Here is a 6,518-nt window from a genome sequence, read left to right as displayed (position 1 = left end):
CTCTGCAGACGGTCTGCAAACGCATCGTCGGTCCAGATCCTGTTGAGGAAGTCCGCCTGTGCGGCGTGGGCTTCTCCGGACATGTACTGATTGCTCATCGTATTACTCCATTTGCATTGTGCGGCGGTGGGGTCAGATGGCTCTGCGGTCGCCGCTAAACACCAGCACCATGCCGGTGTCTTTCTGCACCCTTTTAATTAGTTGGACGAAGGCGCCGTCTCCAATCTTTTGTGCTGATCAGCGCGATAGGTAAAAGCCTATAACCACCTGTCATGCGCGCTGTTGACCGCCTTCGCGGCGGATCGATCAGGACTTCTCCAAAGGGCCTCCCGAATCCGTTCCCGGACCCCTGGCAGGGTTCGAGGATCGAGCACCCATTGCAGGGTCACGGAACGTCTCCGATTTCGAAAGCGGACATATCGGAATCAAAAACCCCCGATGTTTCGGCTCGCGAAAAATCGGGGGATTTGTCACCAATCTCGGCTTCTGACTGGAATGCCCGGGTCGGACGGTATTTGAATCAGCGGCGGATCGTCAGGTCGGCATTCCACCACGGATGCCGCCGGGCGGCGCTGATCAACCGAACGTGTTGGAAAAGGAAACGGGACAGCCGCCGATGGGACGGGTTGTGGTATCAACGAGAATGGTTAAACCACCCTGAACTTGCCCGAGATCCCTGTCGGAGACTTCACCCTCCGACGGCGCGGAAGGGATGTGAACGTGCTTGACCTTTTCGGTATCGCGCACGACCCGGATCTCGACATCGTCGCCGATCTGTCCTCCGAATTCCGCAAGCGCAGCCTTCGGATCGCTTTCCAGCCGGGCCGCGAACGCTTCGTCGGTCCAGACCTTGTTGTAGAGCTCGGCCTTGGCGGCCTCGGCCGTTTCCGGCGTTAACTTGGTCATTTTTACAACTCCATTCACGTGGCGCATTTTCGTGCGCCGGTTTCCGTTGCAACGAACGCCATTGCGTCCGTCGAGACGCACACGCCTCATGCCGCGCGCGTCTCATGTGTTTGATATTTGGCCGCGACAGGGTGCTGGCACCAATTCTTTGTTCCGATCAGACCGATAGCAAAAATGCTATTTCCGATTTTGGCGTCCGCGCGCCATCGGTCCCCAGCGCGGTGGTAAGAAGCCCACCCCCGTCGGAAACTGCCGTTCACCGCCGACAGGTAAGTTTATATTGGTAACCCATTTCACGTAGCGCCCGAACCGTCCGCCATGGCCAACCCGATTGGGCTTGCCGCCTTCTCAAGGCGCTAAGCCTCCCTGAATGAACTGGTCCACCGTTGTGTTTATGGAACGGAGGATCAAGAATGGCAAACAAGCGAACCAAGCCGGAAGAGATTGTCTCGAAGTTACGGCAGGTTGAAGTACTGATGGGGCAAGGCATGTCCCGTCGTTTTGCGCAAACCAGGTCGCGGCTTTTGAGAGTATGCCGCCCTCCTGACGCAACTGTCGGTTTTCTGTGCGAACGCGCCGAAGCTCTTCTCGCTCGGTGCTGGTCAGCCCACCATCACGCAGACCCGTATCCCGTTCTAATTGCTTGATCCAGACATGGATCGTTGCAACGCGAGGGTCGAACTCTCGCGCCAGGCTTTCAATGCTGCGGCCAGACCGCGCAAGTTCAATGATGTGTTCCGTTCACAAGCTCACTCCGCAAGGTACGGGTTCCTCGTTCTCGGTATGAAAAACACACTCCTTCAAAAACTGAAAAGTGTCCATCAAACCGGGGGAACTCCAAACAACAGCCAAGGGCCACGCTATGTTGATACAATAACCGGTATGTTTGTTCGCGTGCCCACGATTTAAACCCGCAGTGCCAATTCGACGAGAACTCCACGCACGCACTTAGCATTATTTCACAAGTTGCTGTCCGCTAGCGAAGGGAATAAAAAAGCGATTTCAGCAACTTAAAAATTTGACGGTATTTTTGACGGTATGCGCGAATTGTCGCAGATGAAGCCGACATGAAATCAATAGCTTATGCAGCTCGTTGATCATCGAATGGGAGTGAGGAGCGGTCGGCGTAGCCGGCCAAAAGGTCCAGTGGACCTTTTGGAGCGATGAACGCGCGAAGCCATAGCGGAGCGCTGGAGCGTTTGAAGCGCGATGCGCTTCAACGCAAAGGTCGAGTGGACCTTTGCGAGCAACAGGCGCCGTGAGAGCTGCGCTCGAAGGGCTGGCGCAATGGCACATGGATTCATGTTGATGGCGGTCAACCGGCGTTCCCACAAGCAATTGATATCAAGGAATTTTCCATCGCCGTCCAAAGCCCGCCATGTGCGCCAATGTTTCAGCCTCGGGTTCTGTGAGTTTTGGCTATGACTGCCGGATCATCCCTCTCCGTTACAATCACTTCGACTTGACGGATTGGTATCTGAGCCTCCGCGCGCGATCACGAAGGCGGTTCCAGAGGCATTCGGTGTTTTTCTGCAAGCAGGACGCATAAACCGGGTTTCAGGTATCTCTGACTTTAAGTCGGTCTTTTCCGATGGTCGCCAAGCCTTGCACGCGTTGTACACCTTCGTCGCCCGCAATGAGATTTCAACACCATATGCGAACGACGACGCATGGCCATCCAATGGCGGCGAAGCGATCAGCGTTTGTCCGAAACTGTCAGAATCCTGTCCGGGATGAACATGTCGATTTCGAGCCTGAAAGGACAAGCTGCACCTCGATCAAGGACGTTTATTACCGCCAACCGAAAGAGGAACCGTTATGTCCAACCAAACACAGAACACCAGGATCGAAGAACAGATTCGCGACGCCGTCCAACGCCAGCGCGAGTATTTTCGCACTAAGGTCACGTTGCCGGTCGAATTCCGGCTGGAACAGCTCAGAAAGTTCGAACGCTTGCTGCGGGCTCACGAGGATGAGCTCTACGAAGCCATATTCAATGATTTCGGCAAATCCAGGCACCACACGCAATTGACCGAACTGTTCCCGCTGTTCGAGGAGTTGGGATTGGCGATCGACCATCTCAAGGATTGGGCCAAACCTCGCAAAGTCGCAACCAACCTGCTCAACCAACCCGGGAAAAGTTATATCGTCGCAGAACCGCTTGGAACGGCACTTGTCATCGGCGCGTGGAACTTCCCATACAATCTGTCTCTTACCCCGGTGGTCGGCTCGATGATGGCAGGAAACACCACCATCCTGAAACCCAGCGAACTTCCGGCTGAAACGAGCCGGGTCATGGCGAAGATCATCAACGAGAACTTCGACCCGGGATATCTGCATGTTGTCGAGGGCGCTGTCCCAGAGACAACCGCGCTGCTCAATCAGCGCTGGGACAAGATCTTCTTTACCGGAAGCCCGCAGGTCGGGAAGATCGTGAATGAAGCCGCCGCGCCTCATTTGACCAATGTGACACTCGAACTGGGCGGGAAGAACCCCGCGATCCTGGCCGAAGACGCGCCTGTTGACGTCAGTGTGAAGCGGCTCATCTGGGCCAAATTCATCAACTCCGGCCAGCTCTGTCTCGCACCCGATTACGTTCTGGTTCACAAGAGCATCAAGGAGCGCGTTCTCGAGCGGATGGTTTATGAGATTGAGAAGCACGACTATTCCGTCGAGCGCGGCAATTTCACTCGGATCATCAACGAGCGTAACTTCGACCGCGTTGTCGGGCTGATTGATGCCGACAAGGTGTACTACGGTGGCGAGAGCAACCGTGAAGACCGCGTCATCCGTCCGACGGTTGTACACAACATAAGCGTTGACGACCCGATCATGCAGGAAGAGATTTTCGGCCCGGTCATCGCAGTGCTGGAATTCGAGACGCTCGATGAAGCCTTTGACATCGTTCGGAAGATCGAAAAGCCGCTGGCCGGGTATCTGTTTTCCCACGACCGCGAGACCAAGCAGCGCTTCCTCGCCGAGATACCCTTCGGAAGCGGCGCAATCAATGACGCCGTCATGCAGATCACGAATTCAAATCTTCCTTTCGGTGGCGTTGGCAACAGCGGCATGGGTCGTTACCACGGTGAGTACAGCCTCGAGTGCTTCTCTCATATGAAACCGGTTCTGGAGAAGTACTTCGATTTCGAGCTGGACCTAAAATACTATGGGCACTCCGATCGGCAGATGAATCTGATCCGCAAGCTCGGGTAACAACAATCCGCACTGAATACCGCGGTCGTCATTTATGGCGGCCGCGAAACATATTCAGCCCTATACAAAAAGGGGCATTGTCCATTGCACGAAGGCACACCTGCACCGGTCAGGCTTCAAGTACGGGTACTCTCGTCAGTCACCTCAGTCAGGTCCGGTAGCCTACAAATGGCCAGCTCGATTGTCCGAAACTGTCAGAACCTTGTCCGTATTGAACATGTCGATTCCGGGTTGAAACCACCACATTGAGATCAAGAGAAGGCGGACATCGTCTATCTCTTCCGGATTTCCCGAGCGGGCGTGTGAGCCAATCAGCCAATCCCGCAAAGACTCTCATCGGTTCCGTGTTCCTGGTGCCACGTATAAACCCAAAGCGCTGATAAGGCAGCGCGCAGACAAATCGAGGATACTCTCATGATCAGCTTACCCATGGCCTTCGCCCTTCGCGCAATGAACCGGCTCTATACCCTTGAAAAACCACTGACTTTTTCTGGTAAAGGAGCCATGATCAAGCTCGCTGACCTTATGGTGCGCAGTGGTTCCAGACGCCCGCTTCTTGTTACAGACAGCTTCCTTCTCAAAAACGGAATGCTTGATGGTCTGCTGGAATTCCTGGCAAATGAAGGCTGCGATGTGACCGTCTATGACGGGATCATCCCCAACCCCACTTTTGCGGTTGTAGAAGAAGGCGTTGCTGCTATTCGTGCAGGAAAGTGCGACAGCGTGTTCGCCGTTGGCGGCGGCTCCGCCATCGACGCGGCCAAGGTCATGGCAGCGGCCAGCACCAGCAAAAAATCTCTGGACAAACTGGCTGGCATCCTGAAAGTCGATCAGCCCCTGCTGCCGTTCTATGTGGTCGCGACCACGTCCGGCACCGGCTCTGAAGTGACGACCGCGGCAGTGATCTCGGACACGCAGACCCACAAGAAGAAGTTCTTCGTGGATCCGAAATATCTGCCGGTTGCGGCCGCGTTTGACACGGATTTGCTCGTCTCGCTGCCGGGACCGATGACGGCCGGCACCGGCATGGACGCACTCACGCACGCGATTGAAGCGTTCATATCCCGCGCGCGCACACCGGCGACGGATCGCGACGCCGCGACCGCCATTCGCTTGATCGTGGAGTTCCTGCCCGTCGCCTACTCCAATGGCAATGATGAGCATGCCCGCGAAATGGTCGCCCTCGGCTCCTTCCTTGCGGGCAATGCCTTCACACGCGCAGGCCTCGGCTATGTCCATGCAATCTCGCACCAGATCAGCGCGCACTACAACACACCCCATGGTCTGGCCAACGCCATCCTGTTGCCGCGCGTCTTGCGGTTCAATAGACAGGTCAGCGCGGAGCGGTTCGCCGAGCTGGAGCGGATGCTGCAAGGAAACAGCTCGGCACCCTATGCATTGATCCAGGCCGATCAGTTCATCGAACGCGTCGATGCGCTGGCAAGCACAGTAGGCATCCCCGTAAATCTCGATGACCTGCAACAGAAGGATTTCGCCTCCATTGCCAAAGATGCCCTTGCTGAAGCGCGGTCTTCCTATGCCGTGCCGAAAGTCATGCGCAAGAGCGATGTGACGAAGATTCTAAACTCCGTTTCCAATGGAAGCAGATCGGTGGACTTCGCCTGACAAACAACCTGGGTTCAACAACAAAGGAACAGTCCTGTGATACCCGTAATGTGCCTTGTCCAAGAAGGGCAGATTTCAACTGAAAACGAACTTCGCCTGAAGGCTCAGATCAACGACTTTTCGCAGCGCGCCTTTGCGGCGCCTGCGGATATCGACTGGATCGTTGTGCCAAGTGGCAACGGATTTACAGCAGCTGCACCCTCAAAGAGCGTGATTGCCTCGCTCCATGCAAATCGTGCGCTTTCCCGTGATGAGCGCGTCGCGTTTCTTGGAGAGCTCTGCGACATCTGCATGACCAGGACTGGCTTGTCTGCCAACGAAGTTGTCACATCGATCCGTAATCCAAAGGTATAGCAATCATGCCTCTCTATATGTGCAATGCTGTTCCCGGTGCAATTCCCGACGACGCAAAGCCGGTTATCGCGTCTGACATCACCGATATTCATTGTGACATCACCGGCACCCCCCGGACCTTCGTTCATGTTTTTTTCTTTGAGGACGCTCCGCAAGTGCCGATCAATGGCAGAAGCGTATTCCTTTTTGGCAGTATCCACTCGGGTAGTACCGCTGACCAAAAGAGCACACTCGTGATGCGCATGAAAATGTCCATCTTCACCCATGCCGGCGTGCCGTTGAGTGCGATTGTCGCCGACACAACGGACGTGCCGGCGGGTTGGGTCATGGAGGGCGGTGTGGTCCAGCCGGAACATGCGGAAGACGACACATAACGTGCCCTGCCACAGCTGAACCCTGCAGATTGATGTTTCCGGCCA

5 protein-coding genes are annotated in these 6,518 nt (G+C 55.5%); 4 read left to right on the top strand and 1 reads right to left on the bottom strand.

The window, feature by feature from the left end; genetic code table 11:
- Positions 1–576 precede the first annotated feature (576 nt).
- On the bottom strand, positions 577–906 hold the full coding sequence (locus OOZ53_RS07375) for a nitrile hydratase subunit alpha (protein WP_271088738.1): 330 nt from the start codon (positions 904–906) through the stop codon (positions 577–579).
- A gap of 1,818 nt (positions 907–2,724) precedes the next feature.
- Between OOZ53_RS07375 and OOZ53_RS07370 the strand changes: the two genes are divergently transcribed.
- The 4 genes from OOZ53_RS07370 (at position 2,725) to OOZ53_RS07355 (ending at position 6,473) form a co-directional block, all read left to right on the top strand.
- A complete protein-coding gene (locus OOZ53_RS07370; protein ID WP_271088737.1) occupies positions 2,725–4,119 on the top strand; it encodes an aldehyde dehydrogenase in 1,395 nt (464 codons plus the stop codon).
- Positions 4,120–4,533: 414 nt separating this feature from the next.
- Complete coding sequence (locus OOZ53_RS07365) at positions 4,534–5,745, top strand: iron-containing alcohol dehydrogenase (RefSeq protein WP_271088736.1); 1,212 nt, start codon at positions 4,534–4,536, stop codon at positions 5,743–5,745.
- A 48-nt stretch (positions 5,746–5,793) separates the two neighbouring features.
- On the top strand, positions 5,794–6,099 hold the full coding sequence (locus tag OOZ53_RS07360) for a hypothetical protein (RefSeq protein ID WP_271088735.1): 306 nt from the start codon (positions 5,794–5,796) through the stop codon (positions 6,097–6,099).
- A 5-nt stretch (positions 6,100–6,104) separates the two neighbouring features.
- Entirely contained in the window at positions 6,105–6,473 is a 369-nt protein-coding gene (locus OOZ53_RS07355) for a tautomerase family protein (RefSeq protein WP_271088734.1), read from the top strand.
- The last annotated feature ends 45 nt before the right edge of the window (positions 6,474–6,518 follow it).

Source organism: Allohoeflea poritis, from assembly GCF_027889715.1.
Lineage (GTDB): Bacteria > Pseudomonadota > Alphaproteobacteria > Rhizobiales > Rhizobiaceae > Hoeflea_A > Hoeflea_A poritis.
Note: the sequence above shows the minus strand (reverse complement) of the source record. Positions and strands in the feature narration are given on the sequence as shown.

What these genes read in the sequence shown, in the direction of transcription:
- OOZ53_RS07375 (WP_271088738.1), bottom strand. Translation starts at nt 906, where the DNA reads ATGACCAAGTTAACGCCGGAAACGGCCGAGGCCGCCAAGGCCGAGCTC.
- OOZ53_RS07370 (WP_271088737.1), top strand. Translation starts at nt 2,725, where the DNA reads ATGTCCAACCAAACACAGAACACCAGGATCGAAGAACAGATTCGCGAC.
- OOZ53_RS07365 (WP_271088736.1), top strand. Translation starts at nt 4,534, where the DNA reads ATGATCAGCTTACCCATGGCCTTCGCCCTTCGCGCAATGAACCGGCTC.
- OOZ53_RS07360 (WP_271088735.1), top strand. Translation starts at nt 5,794, where the DNA reads ATGTGCCTTGTCCAAGAAGGGCAGATTTCAACTGAAAACGAACTTCGC.
- OOZ53_RS07355 (WP_271088734.1), top strand. Translation starts at nt 6,105, where the DNA reads ATGCCTCTCTATATGTGCAATGCTGTTCCCGGTGCAATTCCCGACGAC.